The following is a 17251-nucleotide window of genomic DNA, read 5'->3' on the forward strand; positions in this document are numbered from 1 at the left end:
GCGTCCGGCCGAGCCGCCTGCCCCGGGAACACGCTCCGGCGGGGCAGGCAACCGGATTCAGGAGTTCGTCGGGAAGCCCAGGTTCACCTGGCTTTCCGAAGGCTCCGGCCAGCGGGTGGTCACCACTTTGCTGCGGGTGTAGAAGTGGATGCTCTCCGGGCCGTAGATGTGGGTGTCGCCGAACAGCGATTTCTTCCAGCCGCCGAACGAGTAGGCGCCGATGGGCACCGGGATCGGGACGTTGACGCCGACCATGCCGACCTCCACATCGAACTCGAACTGGCGGGCGGACTTGCCGTCGCGGGTGAAGATGGCGACGCCGTTGCCGTAGTAGTTGGCATTGACCAGATCGACGGCTTCCTGGTAGCTGCCGACGCGGACGACGGCGAGGACCGGCCCGAAGATCTCGTCGTCGTAGACCTTCATACCGGGACGGACCTCGTCGATCAGGCTGACGCCGATGAAGAATCCATCGGAGTCGAACACCTGCTGACGGCCGTCGACCACGACCTTCGCACCCTCGGCGGCCGCGCCTGCCACATAACCGGCGACCCGGTCCCTGGCTTCGCGGGTGATCAGCGGTCCCATCTCCGAGTCCGGATCCGAACCGGGCCCGATCCGCAGGGCCCGCACCCGATCGGTGATCTTGTCGATCAGCGGGTCGGCGACCTCGCCGACGGCGACCAGCACCGACACCGCCATGCATCGCTCGCCTGCGGAACCGTACGCGGCCGACACCGCCGCGTCGGCCGCGGCGTCGAGGTCGGCGTCGGGCATGACCACCATGTGGTTCTTCGCCCCACCGAGGGCCTGCACGCGCTTGCCCTGGTCGGAGGCGCGGCGGTAGATGGCCTCCGCGATGGGTGTGGACCCGACGAAACTCACCGCGGCGACGTCGCTGTCGTCGATGAGTGCGTCGACGGCCTCCTTGTCGCCGTGCACCACATTCAGCACGTCATCCGGCAGACCCGCCTCACTGAAGAGTTCGGCGATGAACACAGCCGCGGAGGGATCCTTTTCGCTCGGCTTGAGGATGACGGTGTTGCCGCAGGCAATGGCCGAGGACACCATCCACAGCGGCACCATCGCGGGGAAGTTGAACGGGGTGATGCAGGCGACCACACCGACCGGCTGCTTCACCTGATGAACGTCGACCCCGCCGGCGACCTGTTCGGAGTAGTCGCCCTTGAGCAGATGCGTGAGCCCGGCCACGAATTCGACGTTCTCCACGCCACGAGCGATCTCCCCCACCGCGTCGGCGACGGTCTTGCCGTGCTCGGCGGAGATGATCCGCGCCAGTTCCTCGCGTCGTTCGCCGATCAGGTGGCGAAGCCGGAAGAACACATCGGAGCGCTTGATGAGGCTGGTGGCGCGCCAGCCCGGAAGGGCGTTCTTGGCGATCTGGACGGCGTCGGCGACTTCCGGGGCGGAGGCGAAGACCACCTCGGCGGTCTGTGCGCCGGTGGCGGGGTCGAAGACCGGGCCGGTGCGTACCCCGGCGTCGATGCGTTTGCCGTTGAGGTAATGCGGAATGCGGTTCATGGTCTGCGTCTTTCGGGTCGGAAGGTCAGGCGATGGTGTCGTCGATGTGCTTGATGATCAGCGTGCAGTCGCGGTCGCCGAGGCCGCTGTCGACAAGGTCGCGCAGCTGGCCCGCGACGATGCTCGCCGTCGGCAGCGGGGTGCCGGTGGATTCGCCGGCCTGCAGCGCCAGGCCGATGTCCTTGTTGGCCAGGCTCGCGGCGAAGGTCGGATCGAAACCGTTGTTGGCGGCGGAGGTTTCGACGATTCCCGGTACCGGATACCAGGTGCGCAGCGCCCACGAATCCGCCGACGACACCGAGGCCACATTCCAGAACACCTGCGGGTCGAGCCCGAGCCGCTGGGCCAGCACCGCACCTTCGGCGCAGCCGGCCAGATTGATCAGCAGCATCATGTTGTTGCAGATCTTGGCGGCCTGACCGGAGGTGGCGCCGCCGGTGCGAATGATGTTGCGGCTCATCGGCTCGACGAGTTCGGCCGCGGCATCCACGGCATCGGGTTCGCCGCCGAGCATGAAGGTCAGCGTCGCGGCGGCGGCGCCGCTGATGCCGCCGGAGACGGGCGCGTCGACGAAGCGGAATCCTTGGGCGCGGGCCATCACGTGCAGGGCGGCCGCGGTGTCGATATCGATGGTGGAGCTGTCCACCAGCAGCGCCGACGAATCCGCCCGGGCGAGTACCCCATCGGGGCCCTCGTACACCGCGCGGACGTTCTCACCCTTGGGCAGCATGGTGAACACGGCATCGACGCCCCGCACTGCCTCCGCGATCGACGCACAGGGCTTCACACCTTTCGCGGCCGCCGCGGCGAGCGCGTCGGCGTTCAGGTCGTAGCCGTGGACGGTGTGCCCTTTGGCCACCAGATTCGCCGTCATGGGGTGGCCCATATGGCCGAGGCCGATCCACGCGATTGTTGCCATCGTCGAGCTCCATCCTGATGTCGATTGGCATGAGATGAGTGATGCAGGCCACGCTATGGGACCCGACGCATTGAGATCAATGCAGTTCGCGACCTACTTTTGCAGCAAGGTGCTGCAAATTTGCAGCCACCGTGGTGAGATCGCGGTATGACCGCAGAGCGACGACACATGGCCGCGGGCCAGCCCAACCCCGATGATCTGCTGGTCATGCTTGCCGTAGCGCGGCTCGGCAAATTCTCCGCGGCCGCCGATGCGCTCGGGGTGAACTCGACCACGGCGTCACGGCGCATCGCCGCACTCGAGAAGGCCATGGGCGGACGCGTCCTGGTGCGCGGATCGGGCGGGTGGGAACTCACCGAATTGGGTCGTGGCGCACTGGTCGTGGCCGAGGAGATCGAGCGATCCCTGCAGCAGCTGGCCACGCCCGCTCAGGCCGCCCGCGACGGGGTGAGTGGCCTGGTGCGGATCGCGGCCTCGGACGGCTTCGCGGTCCGGTTCGCCGTGCCTGCCCTTGCCCGGCTGCAGGAAAGCCATCCACGGCTGTCGGTCGAGCTGATCAGCGCCACCCGGCGGGTACGCCAGAACCGGTCGGGTGTGGATCTGGAAATCGTGGCGGGCCGGCCGGACGTGCATCGTGCCATCGCCCGCTATCTGACCAACTACTATCTGGGCCTCTATGCCGGCGAGACCTACCTGTCCCGCCATGGGAGCCCCGCGACGCTGGCCGATCTCGCCGACCACCGATTGATCTACTACATCGAATCCGCCTTGCAGGTCGACGAATTGGATCTGGCCGCCAAGCTGCTGCCGCAGCCCGCCACCAGCTTGCGTTCGACCAGCGTGTTCGCGCATGTGGAGGCCACGGTCGCGGGTGCCGGAATCGGCATCCTCCCGGTGTATCTGGCCGACGAGCGACCGGAACTTCGCCGCCTGCTGCGCGAGGAGTTCAATCCAGAGATCTCGTATTGGTCGGTGGCACGCGAGGAATCCTTGCGCAGCAACGCGGTACGCGCGGTGCTCGCCGCCCTGCGCAGTGAGGTCGAGTCGCGGTCGCACGAGCTGCGCGGACGTCCCGGCTGACGGTCCCGCCCGCCGTTCGCTTCCGGCGCGCCCACGGGGCATGTAGAGTCGTATCCTTGCGCCTCGGCGTCGGGAGGGGGTTCGGCATGCTCACCGTTGCGCAGGATCTGCGCAGGTCGTCTGCGGTGTATTGGTATCTGGCGGTGGCCGGTTTCCGGCGGCAATGGCAATACAAACTGGCCATGTTCGCGGGACTGTTCACCAACTGTGTCTTCGGGCTCGTCCGCGCGGCGGTCATGGTGGCCGCGGTCGGGGCCGCGGGCAGTTTCGGCGACTACGACGCCGCGAGCATCGGCGCCTATGTGTGGATATCGCAGGGTCTGCTCGGCGCGGTCCAATTCATGGGGCCGAGTTCGGAATTGCGTGAACGGGTCCGCACCGGGGACATCGCGATCGACTTCCTGCGCCCGGTGGACGTGCAATTCGGCTATCTGGCAGCGGATCTGGGCCGCGCCACCTGCACTTTGCTACCGCGCGGTGTGCCGAGCATCCTGGTCGGGACACTCACGTTCGGATTGACCATGCCCACGACGCCGGGACCCTATGTCGTCGGCTTGATCAGCGTGGCGCTGGCGGTCGCGGTGTCGTTTCTGTGCCTGTTCGCGGTGGCCACCGCCGGTTTCTGGGTGGTGGAGACACGCGGAATCGAAATCCTGCACAGTACCTGCGGAGTGTTCCTGGCCGGGCTGGCCGTGCCGATCCACGCGTTTCCCGACTGGTTGCGCACCGTCGCGAACGCCACGCCGTTCCCGTCCATCCTGCAGGCGCCGGTCGATGTGCTCTCGGGCCGGGTGCTCGGGGTCGACGCGCTCCAGGTCGTCGGCGTCCAGTTGTTCTGGGTGGTGACGATCGGTGCGCTCGGTCAGGTGCTCCTGCGGGCGGGTCGACGCAAACTCGAGGTGCAGGGTGGTTGATCGAACCGCGGCCGGCACCTGGCTCACCCCCTATCGTGCGGTATTGCGTTCGCGCCTCGACGCCCAGCGCAGCTACCGGCTCTCCTTCGCCAGCGATCTGTTCGGCTCGCTGTTGCTGGGGCTGGCCGAGTTCGGCGAAGTATGGGTGATCTTCGGCAGCGGGCGGGTGCTCGGTGGACTCGATCTGGATGGCGCGTTGTTGCTGTTCGGATTGAGCAATACCGCGTTCGCGCTGGCCCAGGTGCTGTTCGGGCACCTCGACCAGCTGCCGACGCTGATCAGGCTCGGCACCCTCGACATCTACCACCTGCGCCCGCAACCACTACTGCTGCAATTGATCACCGGCGATATCGCGCTGCGCCGATTCGCCCGCGCGATCGTCTCGATCACGGTGCTGATCGTCGGGTTGGCTCGCAACGATATCGATTGGTCGCTCGCGTCGGTCGCCCTGCTGGTCATGGCGCTGGCGAGTGGTATCGCGCTGTTCGGTGGTTTGTTCGTCTGCGCCGCCGGCTGCCAGTTCTACCTGATCGACGGCTCCGAACTCACCAACAGCTTCACCTACGGCGGCGTCTTCGCCGCCACCCAGCCCGCCTCGGTGTTCCCACCACCGTTGCGGCTGCTGTTCGGCTTCGCCATCCCGGTCGCGTTCACTGCCTACCTGCCCGCCATCGCCCTGCTCGGCGTGCCGGGGCCGGCGTTTCTGCCGGCCTGGCTTGCCTGGCTGACGCCGCTGGCCGCGCTGTGGGTATGGCTGATCGCGCTCGGCGCATGGCGGCTCGGCACCAGGCACTACCAGGGAGGCGGCGGATAGATGAACGACGGGCCGATCATCGAGATCGAGAATCTGACCAGGCAATTCGTTCTGCGTCGCAAGCACGGCGACCGCTGGCGCAAGCGTCGGGAAGTGCTCACCGCCGTCGACCGGATGAGCTTCCGGATCGAACGCGGCGCGGCGGTGGGCTATATCGGCGCCAACGGTGCGGGCAAATCCACCACCATCAAGATGCTGACCGGCATTCTGGTGCCAACCTCCGGGCAGGTGCGGACCTGTGGCCTCGAGCCGGTGCGTCAGCGCAGGCAGCTGGCGAGCCGCATCGGTGTGGTCTTCGGTCAGCGGTCCCAGCTGTGGTGGGATCTGCCGCTGCGCGAATCGTTTTCGATTCTCTCCGCGATCCATCGGCTGGACCCGGAGATCGCCCGCAAACGCACGCACGAGCTGGTCGAGCAGCTGGAGATGAGCGACACCCTCGATACCCCGGTGCGCCAGCTATCGCTGGGCCAGCGCATGCGCGCCGAGGTGGCGGCGGCGTTGCTGCACTCCCCCGACCTCGTCATCCTGGACGAGCCGACCATCGGACTCGATGTGCTGTCCAAGCAGCGATTGCGCGAATTCCTGCGCGATGAGCGCACCCAGCGCGGCACCACCTTGCTGCTGACCACCCACGATATGGGCGATATCGAGCGGCTCTGCGATCGCGTGCTGGTGGTCGATCACGGCCGCTTGGTCTACGACGGAACGCTGGCCGGGCTCGGCGCGACCGTCGGCGCACGGCGGGTCCTGGTGGTGGATCTGGCCGAAGCGACACCGGATCTGAACGATCTGCCGGGTGCGACCTTGGTGTCCAGCGAAGGCGGCGGGGTGCGGCAACGGCTGGCCTTCGATGCCGAAATCACCACCGCCGCTTCGCTTCTGGCGGCGGTCTCGGAGCGATCAGAGGTACGTGATCTGTCCATCGAAGAGCCGGAGATCGAGGACATCGTGCGCCGGATCTACCAGTCCGCCCGCTGATCAACCGGCGCGCTCGCACGGCGCCACACGCAGGTGCGCGACACGCGGGCGGACACGTAACACCACAGGTAGCCGGGTGGATGAAGGGGTGAACGCGAGCACCTCTCGCGCGAGGAAAGTCTACCGGCGCGGCACCCACCGCGCCGCAGCTCGGACCTGTCCGACGTATTCCGGAGCGACTCGGCGCCGGATGGTCGAGCCCGTCCGGTCATGAAGGTGAACGATGACGACGATAGCGCTGCTCGCGGCGATGATGCTCGCGTTGCTGATCGGCACAGCACTCGGGATCCACACTGCCCGCGATGAACATCGGGCCGGAAGTCTGCGGGGCAGATATTGCCGTAGACGATCGCGTCGTCGATACTGGCTGACGTTCGCCTGATCCGAAAACCTTTGGGGGGAGCCGATCATGGTCAAATCCCGGCCTGTGCTCGTCATACTCGGCGCGTTGCTCGCCGCCGTCCTGGTGCTGTCGATGACCGGGTGCGGTTCGAGTAAGAAACGCCGCTCGTCGAGTTCCTCACACGGCGCGGCGGCCACCAGCACGCAGGCATTCCAGAACTGCAAGCAGGTGTGGGATGCCGGGAAGGCTCCGCTGCGGCGCGGCAGTGCCGGTTACACGACCCAGCTCGATCAGCTCGACGGTAAGAACGACGGCCTCGCCTGCGCCGACCGTCCGGCCGCCACGTCGACCACCAAACGCGTGATACCGGGAGCGGCCACACAGAGCGCGCCGACGCCGACGGGCGCACCGGCGCCGAAGCCGGATCCGGGCGGTTCCGCCTCCCCCGGCACCACCCGGGCGCCCGAACACACCTCCAGTGGGGATTCCGACAGCCGCAACCGCTCGGGCACCGGCTCGGGACGTTCCGGGTCGGGCAGCCGCTCCGGTTCCAGCCGGCGCTGACGAGCCCGACTCCCCAGCGCCGACGACGGTTGTACTATCGGCAGACGTGACCATCCGCGCGATACGTACCCCGGGTATGCGGGTCGTTGTCGCGTTCCTGTTCGCGGTGTGGTCGATCGCGATGTCGCTGCCGGAATGCCACGTGTTCCCGGCGCACCCCTCGGCCGTCGTGCATCCCCATATCGAATCGACCGACCCCGGCATCGCGACCCCGGAGGCGGTACGTGCGCTGGCGATCCCGCATCCGCACGCCGGTGAACCGGATCGGCATCTGCCCACCGAAGCGGTGCTCGCGACGCTGCCGCGCAGCGGCGCCAGCCTGTTCGACCTGCTGGTCCTCGCCGCGCTGCTGATCGTCGCACTCGCGCTGACGGCAACGCTCGCCCACGGCGTGCGGGCGCCACCGTCCAGCGGCGCACCGGCCGTCAGCGGCCGGGAATTGCTCACTCGATTCTGTATCGCCAGGAACTGATCGGTCAGCGTCAGGCCGATGCTGCCGGGCCGGCCGGTGTTCGTGCATTCCGCACTCACACCTGTTCGCTGCGATCAGCGACCGCACAGAATCGACTGTTCATTATGTCTTCTGCACTGCACAGTGCTGCCCTCTCCCCGACCGCGCTCGCCGGCGCGGTGGCCTCGCACCCCACCGCTCCCCGTACCGATACCGTCAGTCCCGCCGCCCTGCTGACCACGGCGCATCGGTGCCCCCGACCAGCCACGATGGTCGGCAACACCCCTGTGCTGTGGATCACCGAACCGCTCGCGCCGGCCGGCCGCGGGTTCTGGGCGAAACTCGAGGGCGCCAATCCGGGCGGTATGAAAGACCGCACCGCCTTGCACATGGTCGAACGTGCCACCGCTCGCGGCGCGCTGGCTCCTGGCGCCCAGATCATCGAATCGACCAGCGGCACGCTCGGCCTCGGTCTCGCGCTGGCCGGGATGGTGCACGGGCACCCCGTCACCCTCGTCACCGATCCCGGCCTGGAACCGTTGATGCGCCACATGCTCGCCGCCTACGGCGCCCGCGTGGAGCTCGTCGAGGAATCGCATCCGGTCGGCGGCTGGCAGCAGGCCCGCCGCGATCGGGTCGCGCAGCTAATGGCCGAGGACCCGACGGCCTGGTGCCCAGATCAGTACCGCAATCCCGACAACCGGGAGGCCTACCGTTCACTGGCGCTGGAGCTGGTGGCGCAGCTGGGCCGGATCGACGTGCTGGTCTGCTCGGTGGGCACCGGCGGCCACTCCTCCGGGGTGGCCCGGGTACTGCGCGAGTACTTCCCGGATCTGCGGCTCGTCGGGGTCGACACGGTGGCCTCCACCATCTTCGGCCAGCCTGCGGGCCCGCGACTGATGCGCGGGCTCGGCTCCAGCATCCATCCCGAGAACGTCGACTACGACGCCTTCGACGAAATCCATTGGGTCGCACCGGAGGAAGCGGTGTGGGCCTGCCGGGCGCTGACCGCGACCCACCATGCCAGCGGCGGCTGGAGTGTCGGCGCCGTCGCGCTGGTGGCCGGATGGCTGGCCCGTACCACCGAACCCCACGTGCGCATCGCCGCCGTGTTCCCGGACGGTCCGCTGCGATACTTCGACACCGTCTACAACGACGACTACTGCCGCGCGCACGGCTTGCTCGACGCCGCGATTCCGGACGAGCCCGCCACCATCGGCCACCCGGACGATGCCGTCGTCACCAGCTGGACCCGGTGCACCACTGTGATCGATCCGCGGGGTCGCGGCCGCGCCCACCAGACGTCCACCCCGCATGGTGCCATCGCGTCGAGTATCGACCCGCGCCACGACATCACTCAGGAGAGCAGCCGGTGACCGAGTTCCTCGCCACCTATCGCAGTTTCAGCAAGCCGAGCCGGATGCTGATGATCAATCAGTTCGCCATCAACACCGGCTTCTTCATGCTGATGCCGTATCTGGCCGGGTACATGGCAGGCCCGTTGGGTCTGGCGGCCTGGGCGGTCGGGCTGGTGCTCGGCATCCGCAATTTCAGCCAGCAAGGCATGTTCCTGGTAGGTGGCACGCTGGCCGACCGGCTCGGATACAAACCGTTGATCGTCGCGGGATGTCTGTTGCGCACGGGCGGCTTCGCGCTACTGGCCTTCGCCGATTCGCTGCCTGCCCTGATCATCGCCTCGGCCGCAACGGGATTCGCGGGCGCCCTGTTCAATCCGGCGGTACGGGCCTATCTCGCGGTGGACTCCGCCGATCGCCGCGTCGAGGCCTTCGCCATGTTCAATATCTTCTACCAGGCGGGGATCCTGTTCGGACCGGTGGTCGGACTTGCTTTGATGGCCTTCGATTTCCGGGCCACCGCCGCCGGGTCGGCGATCGTTTTCGCGTTGCTGACCGTCGCCCAGTTGCGCGCGCTGCCACAGCATGAGGCGGAGCAGAAGACGGCCTCGGTGCTCGACGATTGGCGGGTCGTCCTGGCCAATCGGCCGTTCCTGCTGTTCTCCGCGGCCATGATCGGCTGTTACGTGCTGTCGTTCCAGGTGTATCTGGCCCTGCCGATGCAGGCGACCAGGGTCGTGGGAGCCGAGGCCGCCGCCACGCTGATGACGGCGGTGTTCGTGGTGTCGGGGCTGATCGCCATCGCGGGCCAGCTGCGGATCACCCGCTGGTTCGCCGCACGCTGGGGGCGGCCGCAGAGCCTGGTTCTCGGCATGGGCATCCTGGCGGCCGCGTTCGTGCCGTTGTTGCTGGTACCCGGCACCGGGCTCGGCACCTCGGTCGCGATCGGGGCCATGCTGTCGACGGCGGCGGTGCTCGGTGTCGGTGCGGCGGCGGTGTTCCCGTTCGAGATGGATACCGTGGTCGCGCTGTGCGGCGATCGGCTGGTGGCCACCCATTACGGGCTGTACAACACCATCGTCGGCGTCGGCATCCTGCTCGGCAATCTGGGCACGGGCACCATCCTGGACGCGGCGCGCGCGGCGGGAGTCAGTTCGCTCGCGTGGGCCGGCTTGATCGCGATCGGCGTGGTCTCGGCGGGCGGGCTGGCCCTGCTCGCCCGAGCCGGACGGTTGGACGCGCCGGTTCCCGTCGGCTGACACACCGGTGGGTGGTGTGCACCGGGATTCCGGGCACACCACCCACGGCCGCGCCGAGCGTCTACTTCATGGCACTTGGGCCGTCCGGCATGCCGGGTTCGCGAGCGCCCTGGTCGAGCCGGAACGGCGGGTACTCGTCGCGCATGAGCGAGGCGTACGCCTGTACACGCAACGCCCAGCGCTGAATGCCGAGGACGAAATCGAACAGGCCTCCGGGGTAGCGCGCGGTGAACAGCAACGCGATGACCGCGAACAACACCAGCAGGCCGAGCACCGGCGGCGCATAGGCGCCCGACCACTCCTCATCCCAGCCCGTCGCCGCCCAGGTACCGCTGACCATGGCCCCGACCAGCAGATAGTGCGGGATCGCCAGCAACCACCACTTCACCAGCACCAGGCCGCGATGCAGGCGTTCGGGATAGTCGACGACGACGTCGGCCGGATAGTCCGGCTTCGAATCGAGCGAGAACGGCGGGTATTTGTCGGTGCCGAGCACCCCCCACGCATAGAAGCTGACCCGCCACGACCAGCGCATCACCCCGACATTGAATTCGAACAGCGCCCGCGGGTACCGGCCGGTGAACAGAATCGCGAAGAATGCGATGATCGTGACGATCGCGTAGGCGATGTGCAAGAAGAACAACACGATGTAGTGCGGAATAGCGAGAATCCACTTCACCAGCCACATCCACCGCGACAGCGTGGGATCGAGATCGCCGCGGACGTAGACGGGATAGCCGGATGTCGCGGGGACGCCGATATTCTCGGGATTGTCGGGTTGCATGTTTCGACACTCCTTCACCGATGCTCGGGGAGCAGGGCGGCACGATGGCCGTATGTGGCGATTGTGTCCCACAACAGCTTCGACTTCGACAACGTTGCGGTACCGACACGCCAACAAATCATTCGCCGGGCGAACAAAGTTGGTGTCGCGGGCTTTCCGGAACGGAATTCGCCTCAGTGTGGCGCTTCGCCGTGCGCGGAGTACAGACTGATATCGCCGTCCTCGCCGAGGAACGCGTTGACCAGCATGATGCGATCCTCGCGCAGCACATCGGGTTCGGGTGCGCTGGTGGTGATGGTGATCTGCGGAATCGACGACCAGTTCACGACGTAGCGTTGCGGCGGGCCCTCGTCGTCGGACAGCCGGGCCAGCCGGAACACCGATACCGTCTGGCGCAGCATGAGATCGCGGATGACCTCGGCGATTCGCTCGGGGTCTTCCAGCGCGAACATGAAGCCGAATGTCAACTCGGGCGAGGAGACGTAGGCGGGCACAAACTCCGAGGCTAGCCCATCGAGGTGCGGTGCGCAGGCACTACGCGCTGGCAGTTGCCGGGGATGCGCCGGGGCCGGATCGACGCGATCCGCAGGCGGTGCGGGCGGGCAAGCGGCACAGCGCGGATCGCACCGGCGCCGAGAGTCGCCCGTCCCAGTCGGACCTCTCGGCGCCGGCGCTGCCATCCACGGGGTTCGCCGCGATGGTGGTCGGCGGACCCGCGGCTACCGCGGGCCGTCGGACTCGGGTTCGACGATCTCGGCCTCGACATAGCTCGCCGGCGGGGCGGCGGCGTCGAATCGAGGATCGTCGGCCGGATCGGCGAGCCGGGGTTCGGCATCGAGCCCTTGGTCGTCGGCGTCGGCCTCGATCGGGCCCGCGGCGGCGTCGCGTTTGGCCGCGGCCGCCGCTTCGTTCATTTCGATCGCGTCGGTGATCCACTCACCGATCTCCCGGGTGACCTCCTGGACGGTGCCGGTGATGATGGTGGCGATATTGCCGACATGCCGGGCGCCGGAGGACGTCAATTCCTGGATCAGATCTTTGTTGGCTTCGAATTTCCCGATCATTTACACGCCCACTTCGGTAGCCTTCCGCTGTCGCATCACGATAACACCGGGGGCCTTTCGCTTCCGTAGTGCAGCGGGCAGCAGGCCGGCGAAACGGGATTCGAGCAGACTCGGCGGCAGCGCCAGCTGGAAAATCTTCACCCACACCGAAGCGATCTGCTTGCTGAACGGCCCGGTGTTGTACGGGAGACCGTATTTCCGGCACAGCGCCTCGACCTCGGGTGCCATCTCCGGGTAGCGGTTGGCGGGCAGGTCGGGGAACAGATGGTGCTCGATCTGATGCGACAGGTTGCCCGACATGATGTGGAACAGTTTGCTGCCGGTGATGTTGGCCGAGCCGAGCATCTGCCGGACATACCACTCACCGCGGGTCTCGAATTCGGTCTCCTCTTCGGTGAACGTCTGTACGCCCGAGGGGAAGTGTCCGCAGAAGATGATCGAGTACGCCCACAGGTTGCGGACCAGGTTCGCGGTGAAGTTGCCCGCCAGCGTGCTGACGAACAGCGGCCCGGTCAGCGCGGGGAAGATGAGGTAGTCCTTGAGCACCTGGCGCCCGGACTTCCGCAGCTGCCCCTTGATCAGCGGCTTCAGATCCGACCACTTGCGCTTGCCCTGGATGATGTTGTCGGCCTCCAGGTCGTGCAGCATCACGCCCCACTCGAAGAAGACCATCAGCAGGAAGGCGTACACCGGATTACCCAGGTAGTACGGATTCCACTTCTGATCCTCGTCGATGCGCAGGATGCCGTAGCCGATGTCGCGGTCGCGGCCGTGGATGTTGGTGTAGGTGTGGTGCATGTAGTTGTGCGAATGCTTCCACTGGTCGGCCGGGCAGACCGTATCCCATTCGAACACCCGGGAATTGAGGCCCTGTTCACGCATCCAGTCGTACTGGCCGTGCATGACGTTGTGGCCGATCTCCATGTTGTCCAGGATCTTGGACACCCCGAGCGCGGCGACGCCGGCCAGCCAGAACGGCGGCAGGAACCCCAGGTACATCAGGCCGCGACCGGCGATCTCGAAACCGCGCTGCGCCTTGATGATCGAGTAGATGTATTCACGGTCGCGTTCGCCGAGGTCGGCGACGATGCGGTCGCGGAGCTCGTCGAGCGCGCGGCCGATCTCCTCGACCTGCTCCGGCGTGAGGACGAGTGGGCCGTCCTTCGTCTCGGTCAGAATGGTCATCGGTTGCTCCCCTTCAGTTGTCAGATGTCGATGTCGACGTCGCCGACGGCGGCGCTGACACAGAGTTGGATGGGCTGATCGGGATCGGCGTCGGTCTCACCGGTGCGCAGGTTGCGCGTACAGCCGGTGCGCCGGACGGCGGTGCAGGAGAAGCAGATACCCATCCGGCAGCCGTATTCCGGGTTCAGCCCGGCGGCTTCGGCTTGTTCGAGCAGGCTTTCGCCGGTGTTGTCAGCGCTGACGCCACTGGCAGAGAAGGTCACCGTGCCGTGCGCGTCAGCGGCGTCGACCGGCGCCACCGACACCGTGAACTCCTCGGTGTGCAGGCGGTCGCCGAGCTGTTCGGCCTCGAACACTCTGCGCACCGAATCCATCAGCGGGCCCGGCCCGCACAGGTAGGTGTGCGCGTCGGCGAACCACGGTGCGGTCCGCTCGAGTTCGTCGTAGTCGAAGGCGCTGCCATCCAGTTCCGGATAACGCATCTGCAGTGACACGTTGGGATGGGCGGCGGCGATGGCGGCCAGTTCCGCGCGGTGCGGAACGTATTCCGGCGAGCGGGCGTAGTGCAGGAACACCACCGGGCCGGTGCACCCCTCGTCGGTGAGGGTGCGCAGCATCGACAGTACCGGCGTGATGCCGCTGCCGCCGCTGATCAGCAGTACCCGGTCCGGCCGCTGCTCGGGTAGATGGAAGACACCCGAGGCGGGTGCCAGATCGACGACGAGGCCCGGTTCGGCGGCCCGGTGCAGGTACCGCGAGACCAGGCCTTCCGGATGCACTCGGATGGTCAGGTCGATGCGACGGTCGCGCTGGTGCTGCGAATTCACCGGTGAGTAGCAGCGGGTGTGGCGCACGCCATCGATGACGACGCCGATCTGCACGAACTGGCCGGCGAGCAAGCCGGACCACTGGCGCGTCGGCCGCAGCGACAGCGAGACCGTGCCGGGCACCGAACGGTCCACCCGCACCACTTCCGCCCGCATTTCCCTGGCGGTGAGCATCGGGCGCACCAGCTCCAGATAGCGGTCGAGCGGATGCGGTGTGGTCAGGGTCTGCACCAAGTTGATGAGATCCACCATGCGGTTTCTCCGTGCTGTCGTTGGTCACACTCGGCAGTCGAGCCCGAGACAAATTTCAGTGTACGTCTGTACACTCAATAGTGTGACTGATGACCGGGGACGGATGTCAACCAGCAGCTGGTGTGACGCGAACTACATCTGGAGAAAGAGCGCATGGTGAACGGATGTATGCTCACCGGGATGAGCGAGCAGGCGGAAACTCGGGTCGTGCGCAAAGAGCGCACGCGGCGGGCGCTGCTGGACGGGACCCTCGCGCTCGCCGCGGATCGCGGGTTCGCCGCGCTCAGCCTGCGCGAGATCGCCCGTTCGGCGGGCATCGTGCCCACCGCGTTCTACCGGCATTTCGCCTCACTGGACGATCTGGGCGCCACCCTCGTCGACGAAGGCGTCAAGGCCCTCCGGCTGGCGCTGCGGCAATTGCGCCGCAGGCCGGATGCGCAACTGTCGGAGACCGTGCGTTTCGTCTTCGATCAGGTGGCCGACAAGCGCGAGCTGTTCGGATTCCTCACCCGTGAGCGCCGCGGCGGCTCGGCGGCACTGCGTCAGGCGATCGCCATGGAGATGCAGTTGATCGTGCGCGAGCTGGTGGTCGATTTCTCCCGGATCAGCGCGCTGGACTCCTGGTCATCGGACGATCTCGAGCTGGCCGCGGATCTGATCGTGTCCACGGTGGCCGACGGCATCGCCGATTATGTCGCCGCCGCGCCGCGCGACCAGCAGAGCACCATCGACCGCACGGTGTACCAGGTTCGGCTCATCGCGCTGGGCATGGGCGTCTGGAAGCCGTAGCCACCGCTCATTCCGCCGGCTCCGGCACCGGGTCCGGTCCGGGCACCGTGAGCAGGGCGAGCAGCCCGAGGCCGAGCACCACGAGCAGGCCGACGATGCCCGCGCGATCGGTGGCGAACGCCCACGCGAAGAAACCGAACAGCATCGGAGCCAGGAACGAGACCGCCCGCCCGGTGGTGGTGTAGAGGCCGAACAGCTGCCCCTCCCGGCCCGCCGGCGCGAGCCGCGCCAGGAAAGAACGGGCCGAGGACTGGGCAGGCCCGACGAACACCGTCAGCATCAGGCCGAACACCCAGAACATGAGCGGGCCGGACACCACGAGCAGCACCGTGCCACAGATGATCATCGACACCAGCGACACCACGATCACCCGCTTCGGGCCGATGCGGTCGTCGAAGCGGCCCGCGATGATCGCACCGAGTGCCGCGACCACATTGGCGGCGATGCCGAACAGCAGCACATCGGCGTCGGCGATGCCGTACACACCGACCGCGAGCACCGCACCAAAGGTGAACACACCCGCCAGGCCGTCACGGAAGATGGCGCTGGCCAACAGGAATCCGACCGTGCGCCGGTCGGTGATCCACAGCTCACGCAGGTCGCGCCACAGCACCCGGTAGGAGCCGAGGAATCCGGCACTGGCCGCACCCGGGTCGGCTCCGGTGCGCACGACTTCGGGCACCGCGAACAGCACCGGCAGAGCGAACGCCGCGAACCAGACCGCGGCCAGCACGGCGACCAATCGGATATTGAGGCCGTCGTCGGTGGGGATGCCGAACAGCCCGCGCCGGTCGCCGTCACCGGCGATGAAGCCGAGATAGCAGATCAGCAGCAGGAAGATGCCGCCGAAATAGCCCATGGCCCAGCCGAATCCGGACACCCGGCCCACGGTGGCCGGGGTCGACACCTGGCGCAGCATGGCGTTGTAGGGCACGTTGGCCAGTTCGAAGCAGGCCGAGCCGACACCGAGCAGGACCAGTCCGAGCCACAGATCGCGGTAATCGTCGTGCACGAAGAACATCGCGGCCATCGCGGCGATGGTCAACGCGGTCAGCGCACCGAGCGACCGTTTACGGTTGGCGGTGGCGTCGAAGCGCTGTCCGCTGACCGGCGCGGTCAGCGCGACCACCAGCCCGGCGATGCCGAGCGCCCAGCCCAGCCAGGCGCCCGCCGAGATATCGCCGGGCAGATCATCGCCGACACTGTCGGTCAGATACACCGAGAAGACGAAGGTCAAGATGACGGCATTGAAGGCGGCCGAACCCCAGTCCCACAGCCCCCACGCCACCACCTGCCCGCGCCCGGTCCCGGCCGCACCGCGCACGTCGACCTCACTCATACGCGCACCCTAATCGACACCGGGCCACCCAGCCGGGTTCTCGGCAGCGCGCCTGGTCAGGGCAAATCGCGCAGTCGCCGAGCAGGCGCGGGCGCAGCCCCTACCGAGCCGCGGGGCGTCCGGCCTACGCTGGTCCTACACACCTGAAGGATTCATATGCACCCAGTTGCATAGTACTTGCGGTCTCGGATACCCTGTGTGGCATGGCACTCGAGCATGCGCTGCTGGTATCGCTGACCGAACGCGCCGGGTCCGGATACGAGCTGGCGCGGCGGTTCGACAAGTCGATCGGCTATTTCTGGAGCGCCACCCATCAGCAGATCTATCGCGTGCTGCGCCGGATGGAGGAATCCGGCTGGCTGCACAGCGAATCGGTGGCCCAGGAGGGCAGGCCGGACAAGAAGGTCTACTCGGTGAGCGAGGCCGGTCGCGCGGAATTGGCGCGCTGGATCGCCGAACCCACCGAACCCGAACGCGAGCGCAGCGAATTCTTCGTCAAGGTGCGCGCCGCCGCCTACGGCGATCTGGACGCCCTGCTCACCGAGGTCGCCCGGCGTCGCGATGAACACCTGCGGCAACTCGAGCTGTACCGGCTCATCGAGAAACGAGACTTCCCGGCGCCGGATCAGCTCACCGGAACCGGGCTGCACCAGTACCTGGTGCTCCGCGCGGGCATCCGCAAGGAGCTCGGGTCCGCCGAATGGTGCGACGAGGTCCTGCAAGCCCTGCGACCCGACACTCCGCCCTCGCGTCCGACAGCCCCGGGCGCGAACTGAGGTAAGAAAGCGAGCC

The 17251-nt window shown here is 67.2% G+C and carries 18 protein-coding genes; 10 read left to right on the forward strand and 8 right to left on the reverse strand.

Annotation, left to right across the window (positions count from 1 at the left end):
- Positions 1 to 57: 57 nt before the first annotated feature.
- Complete coding sequence (locus tag GV790_RS19905; RefSeq protein WP_163814820.1) at positions 58 to 1542, reverse strand: CoA-acylating methylmalonate-semialdehyde dehydrogenase; 1485 nt, start codon at positions 1540 to 1542, stop codon at positions 58 to 60.
- A 25-nt stretch (positions 1543 to 1567) separates the two neighbouring features.
- Positions 1568 to 2461 carry a 3-hydroxyisobutyrate dehydrogenase gene (gene mmsB, locus GV790_RS19910; RefSeq protein ID WP_163814821.1) on the reverse strand — a complete coding sequence of 298 codons (894 nt, stop codon included), beginning with the start codon at positions 2459 to 2461 and terminating at the stop codon, positions 1568 to 1570.
- A 147-nt stretch (positions 2462 to 2608) separates the two neighbouring features.
- Here mmsB and GV790_RS19915 point away from each other — a divergent pair, with 147 nt between their 5' ends.
- From GV790_RS19915 to GV790_RS19950, 8 genes are all read left to right on the forward strand, one after another.
- Complete coding sequence (locus GV790_RS19915) at positions 2609 to 3541, forward strand: LysR family transcriptional regulator (protein ID WP_375139407.1); 933 nt, start codon at positions 2609 to 2611, stop codon at positions 3539 to 3541.
- Positions 3542 to 3627: 86 nt separating this feature from the next.
- Complete coding sequence (locus GV790_RS19920) at positions 3628 to 4455, forward strand: ABC transporter permease (protein WP_163814822.1); 828 nt, start codon at positions 3628 to 3630, stop codon at positions 4453 to 4455.
- Positions 4448 to 5269, forward strand: coding sequence for an ABC transporter permease (locus GV790_RS19925; RefSeq protein ID WP_163814823.1), 822 nt, complete (start codon positions 4448 to 4450; stop codon positions 5267 to 5269). The genes GV790_RS19920 and GV790_RS19925 overlap by 8 nt, the downstream gene beginning before the upstream one ends.
- A complete protein-coding gene (locus tag GV790_RS19930; RefSeq protein ID WP_163814824.1) occupies positions 5270 to 6247 on the forward strand; it encodes an ABC transporter ATP-binding protein in 978 nt (325 codons plus the stop codon).
- Positions 6248 to 6656: 409 nt separating this feature from the next.
- Positions 6657 to 7154, forward strand: coding sequence for an excalibur calcium-binding domain-containing protein (locus tag GV790_RS19935; RefSeq protein ID WP_163814825.1), 498 nt, complete (start codon positions 6657 to 6659; stop codon positions 7152 to 7154).
- A 46-nt stretch (positions 7155 to 7200) separates the two neighbouring features.
- A complete protein-coding gene (locus tag GV790_RS19940; protein WP_163814826.1) occupies positions 7201 to 7626 on the forward strand; it encodes a hypothetical protein in 426 nt (141 codons plus the stop codon).
- Between the two features lie 248 nt (positions 7627 to 7874).
- Positions 7875 to 8981: a PLP-dependent cysteine synthase family protein gene (locus GV790_RS19945; protein ID WP_256673407.1), complete on the forward strand. Its 1107-nt coding sequence runs from the start codon at positions 7875 to 7877 to the stop codon at positions 8979 to 8981.
- Positions 8978 to 10219 carry an MFS transporter gene (locus GV790_RS19950; protein ID WP_280213561.1) on the forward strand — a complete coding sequence of 414 codons (1242 nt, stop codon included), beginning with the start codon at positions 8978 to 8980 and terminating at the stop codon, positions 10217 to 10219. Before GV790_RS19945 ends, GV790_RS19950 begins: the two co-directional genes overlap by 4 nt.
- A gap of 61 nt (positions 10220 to 10280) precedes the next feature.
- On the opposite strand, the gene GV790_RS19955 is transcribed toward GV790_RS19950, so the two are convergent.
- The 5 genes from GV790_RS19955 to GV790_RS19975 form a co-directional block, all read right to left on the reverse strand.
- Entirely contained in the window at positions 10281 to 11003 is a 723-nt protein-coding gene (locus GV790_RS19955) for a DUF4389 domain-containing protein (RefSeq protein WP_163814827.1), read from the reverse strand.
- Positions 11004 to 11176: 173 nt separating this feature from the next.
- Complete coding sequence (locus tag GV790_RS19960) at positions 11177 to 11497, reverse strand: hypothetical protein (RefSeq protein ID WP_163814828.1); 321 nt, start codon at positions 11495 to 11497, stop codon at positions 11177 to 11179.
- Positions 11498 to 11722: 225 nt separating this feature from the next.
- Positions 11723 to 12067 (reverse strand): hypothetical protein, encoded by a 345-nt coding sequence (locus tag GV790_RS19965; RefSeq protein WP_163814829.1) that lies wholly within the window; start codon positions 12065 to 12067, stop codon positions 11723 to 11725.
- Complete coding sequence (locus GV790_RS19970) at positions 12068 to 13252, reverse strand: fatty acid desaturase family protein (protein WP_163814830.1); 1185 nt, start codon at positions 13250 to 13252, stop codon at positions 12068 to 12070. It abuts the gene before it with no gap.
- A gap of 20 nt (positions 13253 to 13272) precedes the next feature.
- Positions 13273 to 14331: a ferredoxin reductase gene (locus tag GV790_RS19975; protein ID WP_163814831.1), complete on the reverse strand. Its 1059-nt coding sequence runs from the start codon at positions 14329 to 14331 to the stop codon at positions 13273 to 13275.
- A gap of 180 nt (positions 14332 to 14511) precedes the next feature.
- On the opposite strand from GV790_RS19975, the gene GV790_RS19980 reads away from it, so the two are divergent.
- Positions 14512 to 15120 (forward strand): TetR family transcriptional regulator, encoded by a 609-nt coding sequence (locus GV790_RS19980; protein ID WP_228806570.1) that lies wholly within the window; start codon positions 14512 to 14514, stop codon positions 15118 to 15120.
- A 7-nt stretch (positions 15121 to 15127) separates the two neighbouring features.
- Here the strand turns inward: GV790_RS19980 and GV790_RS19985 are convergent, their stop codons facing one another.
- The gene (locus GV790_RS19985) at positions 15128 to 16459 is read right to left on the reverse strand and encodes an MFS transporter (protein ID WP_163814833.1); all 1332 of its coding nucleotides are present in this window, start codon (positions 16457 to 16459) and stop codon (positions 15128 to 15130) included.
- Between the two features lie 203 nt (positions 16460 to 16662).
- On the opposite strand from GV790_RS19985, the gene GV790_RS19990 reads away from it, so the two are divergent.
- Positions 16663 to 17235 carry a PadR family transcriptional regulator gene (locus GV790_RS19990; protein ID WP_163814834.1) on the forward strand — a complete coding sequence of 191 codons (573 nt, stop codon included), beginning with the start codon at positions 16663 to 16665 and terminating at the stop codon, positions 17233 to 17235.
- The last annotated feature ends 16 nt before the right edge of the window (positions 17236 to 17251 follow it).

The organism is Nocardia cyriacigeorgica (assembly GCF_010858045.1).
GTDB lineage: Bacteria > Actinomycetota > Actinomycetes > Mycobacteriales > Mycobacteriaceae > Nocardia > Nocardia cyriacigeorgica_E.

Bases quoted from the DNA above. Each gene is read 5' to 3' on its own strand.
- mmsB (WP_163814821.1), bottom strand. From the start codon at position 2,461: ATGGCAACAATCGCGTGGATCGGCCTCGGCCATATGGGCCACCCCATG.
- GV790_RS19970 (WP_163814830.1), bottom strand. From the start codon at position 13,252: ATGACCATTCTGACCGAGACGAAGGACGGCCCACTCGTCCTCACGCCG.
- GV790_RS19935 (WP_163814825.1), top strand. From the start codon at position 6,657: ATGGTCAAATCCCGGCCTGTGCTCGTCATACTCGGCGCGTTGCTCGCC.
- GV790_RS19980 (WP_228806570.1), top strand. From the start codon at position 14,512: ATGAGCGAGCAGGCGGAAACTCGGGTCGTGCGCAAAGAGCGCACGCGG.
- GV790_RS19990 (WP_163814834.1), top strand. From the start codon at position 16,663: ATGGCACTCGAGCATGCGCTGCTGGTATCGCTGACCGAACGCGCCGGG.
- GV790_RS19975 (WP_163814831.1), bottom strand. From the start codon at position 14,331: ATGGTGGATCTCATCAACTTGGTGCAGACCCTGACCACACCGCATCCG.
- GV790_RS19920 (WP_163814822.1), top strand. From the start codon at position 3,628: ATGCTCACCGTTGCGCAGGATCTGCGCAGGTCGTCTGCGGTGTATTGG.
- GV790_RS19915 (WP_375139407.1), top strand. From the start codon at position 2,609: ATGACCGCAGAGCGACGACACATGGCCGCGGGCCAGCCCAACCCCGAT.
- GV790_RS19955 (WP_163814827.1), bottom strand. From the start codon at position 11,003: ATGCAACCCGACAATCCCGAGAATATCGGCGTCCCCGCGACATCCGGC.
- GV790_RS19945 (WP_256673407.1), top strand. From the start codon at position 7,875: ATGGTCGGCAACACCCCTGTGCTGTGGATCACCGAACCGCTCGCGCCG.
- GV790_RS19905 (WP_163814820.1), bottom strand. From the start codon at position 1,542: ATGAACCGCATTCCGCATTACCTCAACGGCAAACGCATCGACGCCGGG.
- GV790_RS19965 (WP_163814829.1), bottom strand. From the start codon at position 12,067: ATGATCGGGAAATTCGAAGCCAACAAAGATCTGATCCAGGAATTGACG.
- GV790_RS19930 (WP_163814824.1), top strand. From the start codon at position 5,270: ATGAACGACGGGCCGATCATCGAGATCGAGAATCTGACCAGGCAATTC.
- GV790_RS19985 (WP_163814833.1), bottom strand. From the start codon at position 16,459: ATGAGTGAGGTCGACGTGCGCGGTGCGGCCGGGACCGGGCGCGGGCAG.